This window comes from Microlunatus phosphovorus NM-1, assembly GCF_000270245.1.
Taxonomy (GTDB): domain Bacteria; phylum Actinomycetota; class Actinomycetes; order Propionibacteriales; family Propionibacteriaceae; genus Microlunatus; species Microlunatus phosphovorus.
This window is the reverse complement of sequence record NC_015635.1, coordinates 5396976-5412469: the sequence shown is the minus strand read 5'-3', so window position 1 is coordinate 5412469 and position 15494 is coordinate 5396976. Positions and strand designations below refer to the sequence as shown.

At 67.7% G+C, this 15494-nt stretch carries 16 protein-coding genes and 1 tRNA gene; 11 read left to right on the top strand and 6 right to left on the bottom strand.

Going from position 1 to position 15494, the window contains the following annotated elements; all coding sequences use genetic code 11:
- Positions 1 to 47 precede the first annotated feature (47 nt).
- Both MLP_RS24500 and MLP_RS24495 read left to right on the top strand, forming a co-directional pair.
- Positions 48 to 1346, top strand: coding sequence for a DUF4921 family protein (locus tag MLP_RS24500; protein WP_013865917.1), 1299 nt, complete (start codon positions 48 to 50; stop codon positions 1344 to 1346).
- 63 nt (positions 1347 to 1409) lie between these two features.
- Entirely contained in the window at positions 1410 to 3014 is a 1605-nt protein-coding gene (locus MLP_RS24495) for an acyl-CoA dehydrogenase family protein (RefSeq protein WP_013865916.1), read from the top strand.
- 40 nt (positions 3015 to 3054) lie between these two features.
- Here MLP_RS24495 and MLP_RS24490 read toward each other — a convergent pair whose 3' ends face one another.
- Together MLP_RS24490 and MLP_RS24485 are read right to left on the bottom strand one after the other, a co-directional pair.
- The gene (locus tag MLP_RS24490; protein ID WP_013865915.1) at positions 3055 to 3306 is read right to left on the bottom strand and encodes a hypothetical protein; all 252 of its coding nucleotides are present in this window, start codon (positions 3304 to 3306) and stop codon (positions 3055 to 3057) included.
- 168 nt (positions 3307 to 3474) lie between these two features.
- The gene (locus tag MLP_RS24485) at positions 3475 to 5871 is read right to left on the bottom strand and encodes an ATP-binding protein (RefSeq protein WP_172641630.1); all 2397 of its coding nucleotides are present in this window, start codon (positions 5869 to 5871) and stop codon (positions 3475 to 3477) included.
- Between the two features lie 379 nt (positions 5872 to 6250).
- Between MLP_RS24485 and MLP_RS24480 the strand changes: the two genes are divergently transcribed.
- From MLP_RS24480 to MLP_RS24465, 4 genes are all read left to right on the top strand, one after another.
- Complete coding sequence (locus MLP_RS24480) at positions 6251 to 6754, top strand: DedA family protein (RefSeq protein WP_013865913.1); 504 nt, start codon at positions 6251 to 6253, stop codon at positions 6752 to 6754.
- 37 nt (positions 6755 to 6791) lie between these two features.
- Positions 6792 to 7682 (top strand): 1,4-dihydroxy-2-naphthoyl-CoA synthase, encoded by an 891-nt coding sequence (locus tag MLP_RS24475; protein ID WP_013865912.1) that lies wholly within the window; start codon positions 6792 to 6794, stop codon positions 7680 to 7682.
- A gap of 71 nt (positions 7683 to 7753) precedes the next feature.
- Positions 7754 to 8008 (top strand): addiction module protein, encoded by a 255-nt coding sequence (locus tag MLP_RS24470; RefSeq protein WP_013865911.1) that lies wholly within the window; start codon positions 7754 to 7756, stop codon positions 8006 to 8008.
- Positions 8005 to 8322 carry a type II toxin-antitoxin system RelE/ParE family toxin gene (locus tag MLP_RS24465; protein ID WP_013865910.1) on the top strand — a complete coding sequence of 106 codons (318 nt, stop codon included), beginning with the start codon at positions 8005 to 8007 and terminating at the stop codon, positions 8320 to 8322. The genes MLP_RS24470 and MLP_RS24465 overlap by 4 nt, the downstream gene beginning before the upstream one ends.
- Positions 8323 to 8339: 17 nt before the next feature.
- On the opposite strand, the gene upp is transcribed toward MLP_RS24465, so the two are convergent.
- Positions 8340 to 8978 carry a uracil phosphoribosyltransferase gene (upp, locus tag MLP_RS24460; RefSeq protein ID WP_013865909.1) on the bottom strand — a complete coding sequence of 213 codons (639 nt, stop codon included), beginning with the start codon at positions 8976 to 8978 and terminating at the stop codon, positions 8340 to 8342.
- Between the two features lie 129 nt (positions 8979 to 9107).
- Between upp and MLP_RS24455 the strand changes: the two genes are divergently transcribed.
- The 4 genes from MLP_RS24455 to MLP_RS24440 all read left to right on the top strand — a co-directional run bounded on the left by MLP_RS24455 (position 9108) and on the right by MLP_RS24440 (position 12111).
- Complete coding sequence (locus MLP_RS24455) at positions 9108 to 9788, top strand: tRNA adenosine deaminase-associated protein (RefSeq protein WP_013865908.1); 681 nt, start codon at positions 9108 to 9110, stop codon at positions 9786 to 9788.
- A gap of 17 nt (positions 9789 to 9805) precedes the next feature.
- Positions 9806 to 10279, top strand: coding sequence for a nucleoside deaminase (locus MLP_RS24450; protein ID WP_013865907.1), 474 nt, complete (start codon positions 9806 to 9808; stop codon positions 10277 to 10279).
- 113 nt (positions 10280 to 10392) lie between these two features.
- Positions 10393 to 10480: transfer RNA gene (locus tag MLP_RS24445), tRNA-Ser, on the top strand.
- 89 nt (positions 10481 to 10569) lie between these two features.
- Positions 10570 to 12111, top strand: a complete 1542-nt coding sequence (locus tag MLP_RS24440) for a potassium/proton antiporter (protein WP_013865906.1) — start codon at positions 10570 to 10572, stop codon at positions 12109 to 12111.
- A 101-nt stretch (positions 12112 to 12212) separates the two neighbouring features.
- Here MLP_RS24440 and MLP_RS24435 read toward each other — a convergent pair whose 3' ends face one another.
- On the bottom strand, positions 12213 to 12737 hold the full coding sequence (locus MLP_RS24435) for a LytR C-terminal domain-containing protein (protein WP_013865905.1): 525 nt from the start codon (positions 12735 to 12737) through the stop codon (positions 12213 to 12215).
- A 65-nt stretch (positions 12738 to 12802) separates the two neighbouring features.
- Positions 12803 to 13096 (bottom strand): type II toxin-antitoxin system VapB family antitoxin, encoded by a 294-nt coding sequence (locus MLP_RS24430; RefSeq protein WP_013865904.1) that lies wholly within the window; start codon positions 13094 to 13096, stop codon positions 12803 to 12805.
- A gap of 124 nt (positions 13097 to 13220) precedes the next feature.
- Here MLP_RS24430 and MLP_RS24425 point away from each other — a divergent pair, with 124 nt between their 5' ends.
- Entirely contained in the window at positions 13221 to 14921 is a 1701-nt protein-coding gene (locus MLP_RS24425) for a helicase HerA-like domain-containing protein (protein WP_049804673.1), read from the top strand.
- A 90-nt stretch (positions 14922 to 15011) separates the two neighbouring features.
- Here MLP_RS24425 and MLP_RS28200 read toward each other — a convergent pair whose 3' ends face one another.
- Complete coding sequence (locus MLP_RS28200; protein WP_013865902.1) at positions 15012 to 15185, bottom strand: hypothetical protein; 174 nt, start codon at positions 15183 to 15185, stop codon at positions 15012 to 15014.
- Between the last annotated feature and the right edge of the window lie 309 nt (positions 15186 to 15494).

Here is a 15494-nt window from a genome sequence, read left to right as displayed (position 1 = left end):
CGACCGCATCCAGCCGCAACCAGACGTAGCACTGTCATGCTTGGCCGATGGTTCAGCCTTTGGTCCGCCTGGAGGACGGCACCGTACGTCAGGTCGGTCCGCTCACCGGCACGTACGTGTGGACCATCCCGGGTCGGGCGAACCGCCCGATCAGCCACGCCGCCGCGTCGTCGCACCCCTTGGTCGGCGACGACGCCGACCGGCTGTGCTCCTTCTGCCCGAAGCGCTATCTCGAGACCACGCCGGAGAAGTCCCGGCTGATCGGTACCGGACTCGACGCCAGGATCGAACGAGGTCGGCTGCCAGCGAGGCTGCAGCAGGGCGTGGCTGCCGCACGCCGGTTCGCGAATCTGTTCGAGATCGTCTCGACCCGCTCTTGGCGGTTGAACCACGGCTTCCGGCCGTCGCCCGCGGTCCTGAGTTGGGCGGAGGACTATCTGGCCGATCCGCTCGGGATCGACCACATCACCGCGATTCTCGGCTTCCGGCACCGGATGGGCGGGCCACCGGCTCCCGCCCGCGACGATCGGGCCGCGCTGATCGCAGCGACCGTCGACCTGCTGGCCGGTTCCCACGACGTGATCGTCCCTCGGCGTCATGTGGTCGATGGAGCAGCCACCAGCGACCAGCTCGCCGCCTCCGGCACGATGACCCCGGCCGAGCACGCCGACGTCCTCTCCTACACCGTCGACACACTCGCCGACATCTTCCGCGCCCAACCTGCCGCCGCGTACGTCGCCGTGTTCCAGAACTGGCTGCCACCGGCGGGTGCCTCGCTGGAGCATCTGCACAAGCAGCTGGTGGCGATCGACTCGTACGGACCGCAGGTGCGGCACGAGGCCGCACTGCTGAGCGGAGACCCGCAGCTCTATCAGCACGCCGTGCTCGATCTGGCCGTGAAGGAGCACCTGGTTGTGGCGGCCAACGACCATGCGATCGCGTTGGCCGGGGTAGGACACCGCTATCCGAGTCTGGAGGTCTACTCCACCTCGCTGCACCAGCTGCCCTGGGAGCAGTCAGTGGCGGAGCGAGCGTCGATGGCGGACCTGCTGCACGCGCTGCACGCCGCCACCGGGCCGGCGGTGCCGACCAACGAGGAGTGGCACTACCGGCCGCCCGGACTCGATCGGCCGATGCCGTGGCGGATCGTGCTGAAGTGGCGCATCTCGGTGCCCGCGGGATTCGAGGGCGGCACCAAGATCTACGTCAACACCATCGATCCCTGGACGCTCCGCGACCGGATGCTCGCCGCGCTGCACACGCTGCGCCGGGATCGACTGATCGCGCCACTGCGGATCGGCGACGAGGTGCTGGCCAGTGAGGTACGTCTCCCGCGGTTGTCCTGAACCCAGGGACCTGAGACCAGATCGACCGAGTCGTGCAGTTGGTCCGAGCGGCAGGATGAGGACATGGCAGCGACGCACGAGGTGCTCAATCAGGTTCCGCCGTTCCGGCCGACCGATCTGCTGCAGACCGACCGAGGGCTGCTGGCCGGACAGACGCACTACGCCGGAAAGTCGACTGAGCGCTCCTTGGCCGAGCTGGGCAGCCTGACCGGCTCACCAGAGGTCGAGGAATGGGGCGAGCAGGCCAACGCCAATCCGCCAGTGCTGCGGACCCACGATCGCTTTGGCCATCGGATCGACGAGGTCTCCTTCCACCCCGCCTGGCACCGTCTGATGCAGGCCTCGGTGGAGAACGGCCTGCACGCTGCCCCCTGGGCATCACCCGAACCGCATGCGCATCTTCGTCGGGCGGCCGGCTTCTTCCTGATGAGTCAGGTCGAGGCCGGGCACGGCTGCCCGATCTCGATGACGTACGCAATCTGGCCGGCGCTGCAGCACAATCCTGAGCTGGCTGCCGCGTACGGTCCGGGGCTGACCGCCAAGGCGTACGCGCCCGGACTGGTCGACCCGCTGACCAAGCCCGGACTGCTCGCCGGGATGGCGATGACCGAGAAGCAGGGCGGTTCCGATGTCCGGGCCAACACCACTCGTGCGGTCGAGCAGCCCGACGGCAGCTATCGGTTGACCGGGCACAAGTGGTTCTGCTCGGCGCCGATGTGTGATCTCTTCCTGGTGCTTGCCCAGCTCGAGGGCGCCGGACTCTCCTGCTTCCTGGTGCCGCGAGTGCTGCCCGGCGGGGAGCGGAACGCCTTCGCTCTGCAGCGGCTCAAGGACAAGCTCGGCAACCGGTCCAACGCTTCCTCAGAAGTGGAGTTCGACCAGACCGTGGGCTGGCTGATCGGGCATGAGGGCAAGGGCGTACGGACCATCATCGACATGGTCACCATGACGCGCCTGGACTGCGTGATCGGCTCGGCCGCTGGTCAGCGCGCTGCGTACGCGCTCGCCCGGCATCACGCCGAGCACCGATCCGCATTCGGCGCCCAGCTGATCGACCAGCCGGTGATGCGAGCGGTGCTCGCCGATCTCGCGCTGGAGTCCGAGGCCGCCACGGCCACCTTCCTCCGGCTGGCGGCGGCGGTCGACAACACCGAGCAGGCCCTCACCAGGATCGCGGTGGCGGCCGCGAAGTTCTGGGTCTGCAAGCGCTCGCCGATGGTCGTCGGAGAGGCACTGGAATGTCTGGGTGGCAATGGATACGTCGAGGAATCGGGCCTGCCGCGGCTGTTCCGGGAGTCCCCGCTCAACTCGATCTGGGAAGGATCGGGCAACGTGATCGCGCTCGATGTGCTGCGGGCCTTGACCCGTGACGAGGCAGCCGCGACCGCGTTGCGGACCGAACTAACCGAGGCCCGCGGTGCCGACACCCGCTACGACGCTGCCTTGACGGGCCTGGAGCGCCGGCTCTCCTCAGATCTGGAGCCGAGCAGCGCTCGCCGTTTGGCCAGTGAGCTCGCCCTGCTTCTGCAGGCCTCGTTGCTGCTACGCACCGCACCCGGTGTGATCTCCGACGTCTTCTGTGCGACCCGCCTGGGCCCGCAGTCTGCCGCGGTGATCGGCTCCGGCGTCAGCCGGCAGCAAGCCGATGCCGTCCTGGCAGTGCGCTGAGAGCAGCTGATGTCGGCTGTGTGGCCGGTCTCGCCAGGTGTCAGTTCTTGGTGGCGTGCTCCACCGCGTCGGCGGCTGCGCGGACGGCGCTCGAAGCCGGGTCGGGGAGCTTGTCGGCATGCGACTTCACCTGGCCAGCCAACGATGACACCTGCGAGCGAACCCGGGGATCGTGGGCGAGCTCGTCGGCCTTCGCCTTGATCTGCTCGAACTGGGCCCGGCCGGCCTTCGTGCCGAGCAGATAACCAGCCGTGGCCGCAGCGGCCACGAACACCAGTGTCTTCAGCTTCATGCGCCTTCTCTTCCTTGGGTGAGGATCAGTGCGTCGCCGAGTCTAGTGCTGTGTTGGTCGTCCCTCGCTGTTCGGCTGCGCTCCCAGGACTCCGTCTTCCTTCCTCGCTCGCAAGACGAAGAACGTGTCTTGCTCCCTCGTCGGTCCAGACGGAGCCCTCGCTCCGCCTCACGGCCGCTCGTGACGGGAGTCGTCGAGCAGGCCGGCGAGCGTCGCGGCCCGGTAGGCGGAGCCGAGGGCCTCCTTGGTTGCGGCGACGGTGGCAGCCCGGTCGCCCTGCTCGATCGCCGGGACCGGGGTCTTGATGTCGGCGCGGAGGCGGTCAGCGGCGCCGAGCTGGGCCGCGGCCTGCCGGAAGTCGCCGGTCTCGACCGCTATCGCTGCCAACTCGTCGTGCACACTGGCCATCCGCCACCGGTCACCCAGTTGCGAATGCCCGGCCAGGCTCGCCTCCTGCAGCTCGCGGGCATTCTGGATCTGCCCGGTCAACCTGGCGACCACGCCGAGCTGGTTGCGAGTCCAGGCGATCCCCTCGGCGTAGCCCACCTGTTCACTGACTTCGAACGCCTGGTGCAGCAAGATCTCCGCGCCCACGAGATCACCGCGATAGCGCGCGGTCACCCCGCTGTTGATCAGTGCCCAGGCGATCTGCTCGCGATCGCCGCCGCGGCGCAGCCGGTGCATGGCAGCATCGCCGAGGCTGTCGGCGGCATCCAGATCCCCGCGCAGCCAGGCGACGAAGCTGAGGTAGTTGAGCTCGGTCGCCACCATCTGCTCGTCGTCGAGCTGCTGAGCGATCGCCAGCGACCGACGATGCCGACGCTCCGCGGTGGTGTAGTCGCCGAGCTCGCGGGCGATCGACCCGAGTCGGGTCAGGCAGGAGGCCATGCCGGTGTCGTCGCCGAGCTCTTCGTACAGGGCCAGCGCCTGGCTCAGCGTCTCGCGAGCTACCTCGTAGTCACACTGGAGGAAGGAGAGCATCCCGGCTCCGGCCAGCACCGGAGCACGCAGCTCCGCAGGCGCGGCGGCGGCGGCATCCAAGGCACCGCGCATCCAGCTACGACCCTCGGTGTAGCGGCCACGCAGATAGCACCAGCGCCATAGATGGCGGGCCAGCCGAAGGGCGCCCTCGGGGTCGTTGGCGGTCAGGTAGTCCATGGCCAACCGGATGTTGCCGGCCTCCGCGTCGAGGACCCGCAACCAGTGCTCCTGCTCGGCCGAGGTCAGATGCTCGGCTGCTTCGGCCGTCACCTTGGTCACGTAGGTGGCCTGCCGGCGATAGGTCATTGCTGCGTCGCCGGATGCCTCCAGCTGCTGGCGAGCGAACTCCCGGACCAGTCGCAATAGGACGAATCGGGCTGGATCGGTGGCCTCATACATACGGCTGACCAGGGATTTCGCTGCCAGCGAGGAGAGAGCGTCAAGCACCTCGTGGGTTGAGTACAGGTCGTCGCAGACGGCTGCCGCCGACTCGTGACTGAACCAGATGAACACCGACAGCCGGGCGAGGATCCGCTGTTCGGCCGGGCTCAGCAGCCGATAGCTCCAGCCGACCACCCGCTCGATGAGGCTGTCCTCGGATGTGCTCTCCGGTTCCAGCAAGCTGCCGACGGTGTCGTCCAGGGCATCCGCCAGGGATCCGACCGACAGCACCTGAGCGCGCGCGGCGGCGAGCTCGATGGCCAGCGGCAGCCCGTCGAGACGCCGGCAGATCCGGGCAGAGGCGGCGTACTGGCGTGCCGTAGGGCGACTTCTGGTCGCCAGACCGGACCGATCCCAGAACAGCTGTACGGCAGGTGCCTCGGCGATCTGCGTGCTGCCGTCGCCGACGTCCGGTGTGCCCAGCGGACGGATGACCATGGTCACCTCGCCGGGGAGCTGTAGCTGATGGCGGGTGGTGACCAGGAAGGTGATGCCAGGGCAGGCCGCCACGATGGCGCGGATCAGTTCGCGGACCGGGTCGAGCTGGACCTGGGCGCCATCGGTCACTAGCAATTGTCTGCGGGTCATCAGACCTTCGACGATTCCGCCGATGCTGATATCGGGATCGCCACTGATGCCGAGGACGGCCGCGAACGCCGGCACCAGGTCCTCGGCGCGGGCGACGCCACCGATCGGCAACCAGGTGGCCCCGTCAGGGTAGCTGTCGGTTTGTGTCGCGGCCTCGTGAGCGAGCGCTGCCGCCAGTCGGGTCTTGCCGATCCCTCCAGGGCCGGTCAGGGTCACCAACCGGTGGTCGACGAGCAGGGTCCGGATGGCAGCGAGGTCCTCGCTCCGGCCGAGCAGCGGATCCGCGAAGGTCGGGGGCAGGGGCTTGGGCAGCGGACGAGGCGGCGGCGGTGCCGGGGGCGCCGCGAGAAGGGCGCCGAAGAAGCGCTCTCGCTCGTCGGGGCGAAGGCGGAGTGCATCGGCCAGCAGACTGAGGGTCGTGATTCGCGGGGAGCGGCGGCCCCGTTCGAGCAGCGAAACGGCCTCCGGGCTGAGCCCTGCTCGAGCGGCGAGTCCCTCCTGGGACATGCCGGCGCGCTGTCGGTACCACCGCAGTTCGCTTCCGAACGTGCTCACACGCACCATCCCGGTAGATCCGGCCAGTTCAGCCACACACTAGGCCATGACCCGCCGGCTCCGCCCGGGTGCTGTTGGGGGCATTGTCCGTCCGTTGTCCGTGGCTGGTGTCGGTGGACTGGCGCGAGACTGCCGGTGTCGCGGGTCGAGGTGCGTCGGGGGATCCCCAGATCTAGCGCTGGGACCGTGAAGCTTGAGGGGCGTACTCCACGGGGAGCGACTCGGTTTCGGGGGCCGAGGAGCTGGGGTCGCCCTTCAAACATGTCTGCTCCCCGGGTCGGACTGGGTGAATCAGGGCTGGGTGGAAGCGGCAGAGGTTAGGTAAGCCTGTTCTTGGTACGTAGACTGCTCGCTATGAGCAGGCGAGCGGACCGCTGAAGTGGAGCACTTTCGAGGGCTGCCTTTCCCGCTGGCGGTGGCGACTCTGTTCGTCATCGTGTTGCTCCGCGCGGGTGGCACATATGCCCTCGGGCGGGCCGCGCGGTCTGGCGCCAGTCGGACCCGGGTGCAGCGGCTGGCCGAGTCACCCCGCTTCGAACGGGCGCAGGAACTCCTCGCCAGGTGGGGCGCTCCGGTGGTGGTCCTCTCCTTCCTCACCGTGGGATTCCAGACCCTGGTCAATCTGGCTGCCGGGATCGGCCGGATGCCGTTGCGGCGCTATCTGCCGGCACTGGTGATCGGTGGCGCGATCTGGGCTGTCCTCTACGCGACGGTCGGACTCGTCACCTTTGCGGCTTTGGCGCGCCTCTATCAGCTCTCGCCCGTCGGCGCGGTCGTCGGCGGGCTCGCCCTGATTTCCGGCCTGGTGGGCTACATCGTCTGGCAGGTCCGCCGCAATCACCGGAGTTCTGGTCACTGGTCCACCGCTGACGTGGACCAGTAACCAAAAGTTGTGCGAGTTGGGCCGGTAGGGTCCGGACGTGACCTTCGACCCGCAGCTCTGGTCGCCCGTCCCGGGCTTCGACCTGACCGATATCACCTATCACCGGGCCGTTGACGCCCCCGTCGTCCGGATCGCCTTCGACCGGCCCGAGGTACGCAATGCGTTCCGGCCGCACACCGTGGACGAGCTCTATCGGGTGCTCGATCACGCCCGGATGAGCTCCGATGTCGGCGCGGTGCTGCTGACCGGCAACGGGCCGTCCCCCAAGGACGGCGGCTGGGCCTTCTGCAGTGGTGGTGACCAGCGGATCCGCGGTCGGGCCGGCTATCAGTACGCCGAGGGGGAGACCGCCGAGACCGTGGATCCGGCGGCGCTCGGCCGGTTGCACATCCTGGAGGTACAGCGGCTGATCCGGTTCATGCCCAAAGTGGTGATCGCGCTGGTCAACGGCTGGGCCGCCGGCGGCGGACACAGCCTGCATGTGGTGGCTGACCTGAGTCTGGCCAGTCGGGAGCATGCTCGGTTCAAGCAAACCGATGCGGACGTGGGCTCTTTCGACGGCGGGTTCGGGTCGGCGTACCTGGCACGTCAGGTCGGGCAGAAGTTCGCCCGCGAGATCTTCTTCCTCGGCGACGTCTACGACGCCGAGGAAGCCCACCGGATGGGCATGGTCAACAAGGTGGTGGCGCACGACGACCTGGAGCGGATCGGCCTGGAGTGGGGGATCAAGATCTGCGGCAAGAGCCCGACCGCCCAGCGGATGCTCAAGTTCGCTTTCAACGCCATTGACGACGGTCTGGTCGGCCAGCAGGTGTTCGCCGGTGAGACGACTCGGTTGGCGTACATGACCGACGAGGCCGTCGAAGGCCGTGACTCCTTCCTGGAGAAGCGCGCACCTGACTGGTCCCGCTTCCCCTACTACTACTGAGTCGAGGGCATGCTGGTCGTCGGAGATCTTTCGGCCCGCCGAAAGATGACAGCGGGCGTAGACTGTGGGCCATGTCGCTGAGCGCATCGGAGTTCTATGAGGCGGGGATGAACCTGCCTCCTTCGGCGCGGAAGGACGTTGCCCTCCGGCTGTTGGAGTCGCTTGAGGTCGCAGACCAGGAGTCGGTCGATGAGGCGTGGACGGCTGCGATCGGCTCACGCATTGATGACGTGCTCAGCGGCAAGGTCGAGACAATCCCCGGCGAAGAGGTCTTTGCTCGAATCGATGCGCGCCTTGCCGCACGCGAAGCTGCCCGGAACGCATGAGCCTTGCCTTCGAGTTTCACCCGGAGGCGGATGCTGAGTTCGACGCGGACGTTTTCTGGTACGAGGATCGAGAGCCTGGTCTGGGGCGTCGGTTCAGGATGCAGGTCGGTGCAGCCGTCGATGCTGTGGTGCAGGACCCGGAGGCGTGGGCGGTTTGGCCGGGCTGGGATCGTGAGCCCGTGGTGCGGTCCAAGGGTGTCCACAGCTTCTCGTACCGGGTCGTCTACTTCGCGCAGGACGACGTACTGACGATCGTTGCGGTGGCCAATACGAAGCGGCGACCCGGCTATTGGCGAGACCGCGTCGGCGTCTGACTGCTCCGGTCCCGAACTCAGACCACGCCGTACAGCCGATCCCCGGCGTCGCCGAGGCCGGGCACGATGTAGCCGCGCTCGTTGAGCCGCTCGTCCACAGCAGCGGTGACCAGGGTGCACGGTGTGTCCAGATCATCCAGCAGCGCCGAGACTCGCTCGATTCCTTCGGGTGCGGCCAGCAGACAGATGCAGGTGATCTGGCTGGCGCCGCGCAGCACCAGATAGCGTACGGCCGCGGCCAGGGTGCCACCGGTCGCCAGCATCGGGTCCAGCACGAAGCACTGCCGTCCGGACAGGTCCTCCGGCAGCCGTTCCGCGTACGTCGAAGCGGCCAGAGTCTCCTCGTTGCGGACCATGCCGAGGAAGCCCACCTCCGCGGTCGGCATCAGCCGGGTCATGCCTTCCAGCATCCCCAGGCCGGCTCGCAGGATCGGGACCACCAGCGGCCGAGGTCGAGCCAGCCGCACCCCGGTGGCCGGGGCGACCGGGGTCTGCACCGTGACCGGAGCGACCCGGATCTCGCGGGTGGCTTCGTACGCCAGCAGCGTCACGAGCTCCTCGGTCAGCCGGCGGAAAGTCGGCGAGTCGGTCTCCACGTCGCGCAGCGTGGTGATCTTGTGGGCGACGAGCGGATGATCCACGATGCACAGGTCCACAGCCGAACGGTACCGAGTCGGCGGCCGATCTCGACGCCCGAGGATCGGTGATATCGGGGTCGTGGATCTTGGCCCGGTCTGACACGATGGGGACGGCTCAGTTCGGGCCGAGGCGTTGGAGGAGATGGCATGTCGCAGATCGACGACGAGGGCTACGAGTCGTTCGAGCCGGACGACGCCGTGGACGACCGGCCCGGGCTCGACGAGGATCTGGACGAGGCCGAGGATGAGGCCGCCGAGACCGACGACACCGACGACCTCGAGGATGGCGACGAACTCGACGATCCTGACGAGGGCGACCTGGATGATGACGACGAGCCGGAGGACGCCCAGGCGGACGAGATCGACTTCGTCGTCGCCGCCTACCGCGAGGACGGGCAGCTGAATGTCGTCGCGTTGGCCGCAGATCTGGCCAACGACCTCGAGGAGCTGATCACCCAGCTGCGTCGGCTGCCCGGCGATGCCGGTGCCATCGGGTTCGTCAGCCTGGTCGAGGAGGTGCTGGTCATCGTTCGGGTACGTGGGCGCCACGTCCAAGTGCTGCTGAACGACACCGCAGCCGCGTTGGACTGGCCGATCGCTCGCGATGTCCTCGACCTGTTGGGCGAGGAACTGCCCGACCCCGATGACGACGCAGAATCGATCGGCGATCTGGGCATCTTCGCCGATCTGGGTCTCAGCGAGTTCGACCTCGGCGCGATCGTCGACGACCTTGATCTCGCGTCCGACCAGGCGCTGATGGACATCGCCGATCGGATCAAGATCGGGCCGCAGTTCCGCAAGGTCGCCGAGGCAGCCCTGCACGGCTGAGTCCTCGGACCAAGCTCATGGCCGGTCGCTGGGATGACGCGATGCGGCTCGCCCTGGCCGAGGCTGCCCGGGCGGCCGCACGACCCACCCGGCCTGATGTGCCTATCGGGGCGGTGGTCCTCGACCCGGCCGGCCAGGTGGTCTCGGTGGCCGCCAACGAGCGTGAGCTGACCGGCGATCCGACGGCCCACGCGGAGGTGCTCGCCCTGCGCCGGGCCGCAGCCCAGCATCGCGGTATCGATGAGGGCCGCTGGCGGTTGGACGGCCATACCCTGGTCGTCACCCTGGAGCCGTGCACGATGTGCGCCGGTGCGCTGGTGCTGGCGCGCATCGAGCGGTTGGTCTTCGGCGCGTACGACCCCAAGGCTGGCGCGGTCGCCTCCCTCTTCGACGTCGTACGCGATCCACGGCTCAACCATCGCGTCGACGTCCGGGGTGGCATCCTCGAGACCGAGTGCGGCGAAGCCCTGCGGGCCTTCTTCGGGCGCTGAACCCGGCCGCTGATCCGGCCTGGCCGAAGAGCGTCGATTGTCCTGGGCGACCCGAGGTCTTGCCCTGAGAACGGATTTCCTCTGATCTGCCCGCGTTCGGTACTGTTCTCCGCGGTGGCGTGTCTGAGCGGCCGAAAGAGCGCGCCTCGAAAGCGCGTGAGGGGCAACCCTCCGCGGGTTCAAATCCCGCCGCCACCGCCATAGGACCCCGTCTTCGATCTGGTTGAGGACGGGGTCGCTTCGTAGTCGGCAGAAACGTTACGGCGAGGTTTCATCTGGAGGGGGAGACGTTGATCAATCTCGACCTGATCCTGCTCGTCGGATCGGTCGTCGTGATGGTCGCGATTCTCGCTGCTCGGCTGGGGACTCGGGTCGGTCTGCCCGCCCTGTTGCTGTTCCTCGGCGTCGGCATGCTGCTCGGCGAGACCAGGGTCACCTTCGACAACCCAGAGCTGGCCCACGCGCTCGGCTTCGGCGCCCTGGTGATCATCCTGGCCGAAGGCGGCCTGACAACGAAGTGGAACGACATCAGACCGGCGATCGGGTTGGCGGCCGTCCTCGCCACGGTCGGCATCGGCATCAGTGTGTCGTTGATGGCGTTCTTCGGACACTTCGTGCTCGGACTCGACTGGTGGGTCGCGATCCTGCTCGGCGCGGTCTTCTCGCCCACCGATGCTGCTGCGGTGTTCTCGGTGCTGCGCAATGTGCCGCTGCCCTATCGACTCCGCGGTGTGGTCGAGGCCGAATCCGGTCTGAACGACGCACCCACCGTGTTGCTGGTGACCTTGGCGTCCACGGCAGCCCTGACCGGCCACAGCGAGCACGGCCCGGTCGCGCTGGTTGCGCTGGTCGGCCTGGAACTGATCGCCGGCATCGGGATGGGCTTGGTGCTCGGCTGGGTCGGGGTGCAGATGATGCGCCGAGTCGCGTTGCCCGCCTCCGGCCTCTACCCGTTGGCCACGATGGTGTGGATCGTGTTCAGCTACGGAGTCACCGCCGAGATCCACGCCAGCGGGTTCGCCGCGGTCTACGTCTGTGCCCTGATGCTCGGCAACGCCCAGCTGCCACACCGGTGGGCGACTCGATCGTTCGTGGAAGGCACCGGCTGGATCGCCCAGATCGGGTTGTTCGTCATGCTCGGCATGTTGGCCGTCCCGGGCCGGCTGAACCTGCAGGAGACGATGGTCGCCCTCGCCGCGGGTCTGTTCCTCACCTTCGTCGCCCGACCTGTCTCGGTGATCGTCTCGGCGGTGGTGTTCCGGATGCCCTTCCGGGAGCAGCTCTTCTTGTCCTGGGCGGGCCTGCGCGGGGCGGTCCCGATCATCATGGCGACCGTGCCACTGTCGATGGGGGTGCCCAATGCGCCGTACCTGTTCGATGTGGTGTTGATCTTCGTCATCTTGTTCACCTGTCTGCAGGCGCCGACCCTGCCGTACGCCGCCCGCAAGCTCGGCCTGGTCGATCTGGAGGCGGCTCGCGATGTGGAGATCGAGGTCGCGCCGCTGGACAAGATCGCCGCCGACCTGTTGCAGGTACGCATTCCCGACGGATCCCGGATGGCCGGCCTGGAAGTGAGCGAGCTGCGACTGCCGCCGCATTCCGCGGTCACCCTGATCATCCGCAACGAGCGACCGTTCGCGCCGGCGGGCCGGGAGCGGCTGAAGGTGGGCGACGACCTGCTGATCGTCACGCCGTCGGCGGAGCGGGAGCGGACCGAGCAGCGACTGGCGCTGCTCAGCCGCCGCGGTCGGCTGGCCAAATGGCGCGAGGGCGCCCGAGAACGTCGGAACAGGACCGGCGAACGAAACGGCGCAGCTCCGGAAGACCTCTAGCGTTGGGTTGGCCGTCCGCTGATCAGACCAGATCGCGCTCCCAGGCCACCCGGACGGCCGACGATCCGCTATCCGGCGGACGCGTCGTACTTCGTACGGAATCAGTTGGCGGCTGGTGTCGCGGACTGCGACGGCGGCAGGCACGCCTTCGCCGATTTCACGGTGACGGCCTTGGGGGCCTTCTTGTTGAAGCCGCCGTACTTGTCTCCGACCAGCACATCGACGGTGCCGTCCTTGCGCTTGTCGGCACGCACGGTGGCACCCTTGAAGAAGCCCTTGACCAGCACGACCTCAGGGTTGGACGCGTTCGCTCCGACGATGACGGTGGAGGAGATCTTCTCCTTGGTGTTCGTCGTCTTCAAGACCCGGAAGCCCTTGTCGCGCAAGGCCCGGCCCACGTCGCCGGCGAGTCCTCGGCGGTTGCCGCCGTTGTAGATGTTGACGGTGACCTGGGTCGAGCGCAGCTGCGAGTTCGGCAGCTGCTGCTCCACACACGGTTCGGGCGGCAGCGGCGGCACGGGTGCGAGCACATTCGTGTAGCCCCACCAGGCCCCGTAGCAGAGGACCCCGAGCAGGATCAGCAGCGTCAGGGGTGTCCGGACAATCCGGAACACGCGACCGATCACTGCTGGGTTTCCCTTCTCCGCGCCACCGGAGATCGAAGGCTGGGGGTTACTGGACTAGGTCAGGACTACTTCAGGTCGAGGACTCTGGCATGCATGGTCTGTCGCTGCTGGAGCGCGGCGCGCAGCGCCCGGTGCAGGCCGTCCTCGAGGTAGAACTCGCCCCGCCACGACACGACATGGGCGAACAGGTCGCCGTAGAACGTGGAGTCTTCCTCGAGCAGCGCCTCCAGATCGAGCGTGCGCTTGGTGGTGACGAGCTGGTCCAGGCGCACCTGGTGCGGGGCGATAGCAGCCCACTGCTTCTGCACGTACCCATGGTCAGGGTAGGGACGCACATCGCCAACGCGCTTGAAGATCACGCGCCCAACCCTAGACGACCTAGTCCGGGGGTCTTGCTCACGACCCGATTACGATTTCTACTCGATCAGAGGTCGTTACGATGCCCTGTGTATCTGCCGCCGGGTATACCGAGAGGTTCCGTTCATGAGTGATTCCGTGGAGACATCGGAGCCGGCCGGCCTGCCGCCCGAAGTGACCAAGATCCAGGCGGGCTACACCTTCGAGGAGCCCGCCATCGATCTCGGTGTGCTGATGGAGAACGATGCGCCGGTTCGCCAGGTACGCGTGCGCATCCCGCTGTCGATGCTGAACAGGCACGGTCTGGTCGCGGGCGCGACGGGCACCGGCAAGACCAAGACGCTGCAGGTGCTCACCGAGGCGCTGTCCAACGCGGGCGTGCCGGTGTTCGCCGCCGACATGAAGGGTGACCTGTCCGGTCTCGCCGCGCCGGGGCAGCCGAGCGAGAAGCTCCTGGCCCGGACCCAGAAGATCGGCCAGGACTGGCAGCCCCAGGGCAGCCCGGTGGAGTTCTACTCCCTGGGTCGCGGCGACGTCGGCGTGCCGCTGCGCGCCAGCGTCAGCTCGTTCGGTCCGATCCTGCTCGCCAAGGTGCTGGGCCTGAACAAGACCCAGGAGTCCTCGCTCGGGCTGATCTTCCACTACGCCGACACCGCAGGGCTGCCGCTGCTCGATCTGGCCGACCTGCGCTCGGTCCTCACCTACCTGACCAGCGACGAGGGCAAGGGGGAGTTGAAGGGGATCGGCGGCCTCAGCTCCACCACGGTCGGGGTGATCCTGCGCAGTCTGATCACCTTGGCCGATCAGGGCGCGGATGAGTTCTTCGGCGAGCCCGAGTTCGACACCGCCGATCTGATGCGGACCACCGCCGACGGCCGTGGGGTGATCTCGCTGCTGGAATTGCCGAGTCTCGCGAGCCAGCCGGTGCTGTTCTCCACCTTCTTGATGTGGCTGCTGGCCGACCTGTTCGCCGACCTGCCTGAGGTCGGCGACGTCGACAAGCCGAAGCTGGTGTTCTTCTTCGACGAGGCCCACCTGCTGTTCAACGGAGCTTCCGAGGCGTTCCTGACCGCGATCACCCAGACCGTGCGGCTGATCCGCTCCAAGGGCGTGGGGATCTTCTTCGTCACCCAGACGCCCAAGGACGTGCCCGACGATGTCCTCGCGCAGCTCGGCTCCCGGGTGCAGCACCAGCTCCGAGCGCACACCCCGAACGACGCCAAGGCGTTGAAGCAGACGGTGGCGACGTTCCCGAGCTCGCACTATGACCTGGCCGAGACGCTCCAGTCGCTCGGCATCGGCGAGGCGATCGTCACGGTGATGGACCCGGATGGGGCACCGACGCCAGTGGCCTGGACCAGGATGCTGGCGCCCCAGTCGCTGATGGCGGCGATCCCGCCCGACGATCTGCGTCCGGGGATCGCTCAGTCGTCGATGATGACCAAGTACGGCCAGGCGATCGACCGAGACTCCGCGTACGAGATGCTCACGCGCAAGCTCGAAGCGGGTGCTCAGGCCGCCGAGCAGGACCGGCTGGCGCAGGAGGCGGCGAAACAGCAGGCGGAGTACGCCAAGCAGCAGGCAGCGGCCGCCACCCAGGCGGAGAAGGATCGGATCGCCGCCGAGAAGCAGGCCGCGAAGGCGCGAGCGGACGCCGAGCGGCAGGCAGCCCGCGATCGGGCCGAGGCGGAGCGGCAGGCGAAGGCGCAGGAGCGGGAAGCGGCGCGGCAGCGAAAGCAGGCGGGCAACATGATCGGCTCGGTGCTGCGTTCCGGCGTGGCACGCGAGATCGTCCGCGGCATCTTCGGCAACGCCCGCCGGCGGTAGTCGACGCTGCACAACGTACGACACCCCCGGCTGCCTCGTGAGCTACCGGGGGTGTCGCGGTACCTTCCTTGTCGGCCGCCATCGTCGGGTTCAGACGGCGGTGGTGTAGGACTCTTGGCTGCGGCGGTCAGCGCGGCGCCGACGTTCGGCCCTCCGCTCTCGGAGCGCTTGCAGACGCTCGAATCGCTGGGATGCGTGTCGGCTGACCTCGTACTGGTCGACGGAGACGTAGCAGCTGACGAGCTGTTGCTGATATGCGAACATGACGAATTCCTTTGTGGGATGGGCTTGTCGTGGGATGACTGGTCAGGGTCCAGCTCGGGCAGGATGCAGCCCGGGTAGAGCTCGGCCTGGGCAGGATTCAGCCCGGGTCGTGGTCGGTGTCAGTGATCACCGCTGTCCTGGCCGTCTTCGGTGAACCCGAAGAGACGACTACGCGAGCGCGAGGGAGAGTTGCTCTCAGCGGCCGAGATCGACGGCGTCGGCGAGGGCGGCTCCGGCGCAGGGCGTGGCAGCGCGATCGCGCCACTCCCCGGTGACCTTGAGTGTGAACATTCCGAAGCACCTCCTCTC

Excerpts from the sequence above, each read along its gene's own strand:
- MLP_RS24500 (WP_013865917.1), top strand. The coding sequence starts at position 48 with ATGGTTCAGCCTTTGGTCCGCCTGGAGGACGGCACCGTACGTCAGGTC.
- MLP_RS24495 (WP_013865916.1), top strand. The coding sequence starts at position 1,410 with ATGGCAGCGACGCACGAGGTGCTCAATCAGGTTCCGCCGTTCCGGCCG.
- MLP_RS24490 (WP_013865915.1), bottom strand. The coding sequence starts at position 3,306 with ATGAAGCTGAAGACACTGGTGTTCGTGGCCGCTGCGGCCACGGCTGGT.
- MLP_RS24470 (WP_013865911.1), top strand. The coding sequence starts at position 7,754 with ATGTCGCTGAGCGCATCGGAGTTCTATGAGGCGGGGATGAACCTGCCT.
- MLP_RS24465 (WP_013865910.1), top strand. The coding sequence starts at position 8,005 with ATGAGCCTTGCCTTCGAGTTTCACCCGGAGGCGGATGCTGAGTTCGAC.
- MLP_RS24455 (WP_013865908.1), top strand. The coding sequence starts at position 9,108 with ATGTCGCAGATCGACGACGAGGGCTACGAGTCGTTCGAGCCGGACGAC.
- MLP_RS24450 (WP_013865907.1), top strand. The coding sequence starts at position 9,806 with ATGGCCGGTCGCTGGGATGACGCGATGCGGCTCGCCCTGGCCGAGGCT.
- MLP_RS24425 (WP_049804673.1), top strand. The coding sequence starts at position 13,221 with ATGAGTGATTCCGTGGAGACATCGGAGCCGGCCGGCCTGCCGCCCGAA.
- MLP_RS28200 (WP_013865902.1), bottom strand. The coding sequence starts at position 15,185 with ATGTTCGCATATCAGCAACAGCTCGTCAGCTGCTACGTCTCCGTCGAC.